This window comes from Leucobacter sp. USHLN153 (assembly GCF_037145615.1).
Taxonomy (GTDB): domain Bacteria; phylum Actinomycetota; class Actinomycetes; order Actinomycetales; family Microbacteriaceae; genus Leucobacter.
In genome coordinates this window covers 1-1,576 of the sequence record NZ_JBBCXE010000010.1, presented here as the reverse complement: position 1 = coordinate 1,576, position 1,576 = coordinate 1, and the positions used below count along the sequence as shown (strand labels likewise).

The 1,576-nt window shown below is 63.2% G+C and carries 2 protein-coding genes; both read left to right on the top strand.

Going from position 1 to position 1,576, the window contains the following annotated elements; translation table 11 throughout:
• The first annotated feature begins 95 nt into the window (after positions 1–95).
• Positions 96–1,010 (top strand): ABC transporter permease, encoded by a 915-nt coding sequence (locus tag WFH00_RS11845; RefSeq protein WP_336661049.1) that lies wholly within the window; start codon positions 96–98, stop codon positions 1,008–1,010.
• The coding region (locus WFH00_RS11840) for an ABC transporter permease (protein WP_336661048.1) at positions 1,007–1,576 on the top strand (570 nt) is incomplete at its 3' end. The genes WFH00_RS11845 and WFH00_RS11840, both read left to right, overlap by 4 nt.

The following is a 1,576-nucleotide window of genomic DNA, read 5'->3' as shown; positions in this document are numbered from 1 at the left end:
GACAGCGGAATCAAGCCGAATGTTGATTTTTGGGTTGAGAACTACGACGCGCTCGCGTCGGCGTGGGCCGGTTGGGCGACGGGTAGCTGATCCGCATGACTGAAATGTCTCTGACCGAGAGCGTCGCCATCCAGGGTGGCGCTCTCGGTTCGGACGCCGCAGGACGCCGGCCGCGCGGGCCGAAGAACTGGCGCCCGTTCATGCTCCTGATCCCCGCGTTCGTGGTCGTCGCGGCGTTCTTCCTCGCACCGCTGATCGATGTGTTCATCCGGTCGGTCACGGATCCGGAGCCGGGCCTGCAGAACTACGAGTGGTTGTTCACCACGAAAGCGAACCTCGCGGTCATCTGGCGCACGTTCGCGACCTCGATCGTGGTCACGGCCGTGTGTTTGGTGCTGGCGTACCCGTACGCGTATCTCATGACGATCGTGTCGGATCGCACCCGGAACTTGATGCAGTTGTTCATCATGATGCCGCTGTGGACCTCGATCCTGGTGCGCACGCTCGCGTGGATGGTGCTCTTGCAAGACACGGGCCCGATCAACGGGCTGCTCGCGGCATGGTTCGGGATCGGCCCGATCCCGCTGATCCGCACCACCTTCGGGGTGGGGTTGGGTATGTCGCAGGTGCTGCTGCCGTTCATGGTGCTGCCCTTGTACTCCTCGATGGCGAAAATCGATAAGCGGCTGCTGCCGGCGGCCGCGAACCTCGGAGCGCCCCCGATCACCCGCTTTTTCACCGTGTATCTGCCGCTGTCGCGTCCCGGGATTTTCTCGGGCGGGGTGACCGTGTTCATTCTCGCGCTCGGGTTCTTCATCATCCCGTCGCTGCTGGGCTCCTCGAAAGAAGCGATGATCTCGGCCCTGATCCAGCAGCAGATCAGCGTGTTCCTCATGTGGGGGCAAGGGACCGCGCTGGGCGTGTTCCTGCTCTTGTGCACGATCGTGATACTCGTGGTCGTGTCGCGCTTCAATAAGGGCGGAAGCCTGTTCCCGGGGGTGGACCGATGACGTCGAAACGTCTCCTCGGCGTGTTCTCCGTGCTGATCGTGATCTGGCTGATCGTGCCGACTCTGGTGATCATCCCGATGTCGTTCAATTCCGCCCCATCGTTCAACTTCCCACCCAAGGGGTTCTCGACGCAGTGGTACGAGAACTTCTTCACCGACACGTCCTGGCTGAAAGCGTTGGCGTCATCGCTGCAGGTCGCGGTCCTCACGATGATCGTCGCGACCGTGATCGGGGTACTCGCCGCGCTCGGCCTCTCGAAGGTGCGCTTTCGCGGGAAGGGACTCGTGGAGGGATTCTTCCTGCTCCCGCTGATCGTTCCCGCGGTCGTGCTCGCGGTCGGCCTGTACTCCCTCTTTCTCCGCCTGGACCTGTTAGGGACGCTGCCCGGGTTCGTGCTCGCGCACACGATCGTGTCGATGCCGCTCGTGATCACGAACGTGATGGCCTCTCTGCAGGGGCTCGATCCGAGACTCGAGCAAGCCTCTGCATCACTCGGGGCGGGGAGGCTGCGTACGTTCTTCAGCGTCGTGCTGCCCTTGATCGCGCCGGGCGTGACCGCGGGAGCC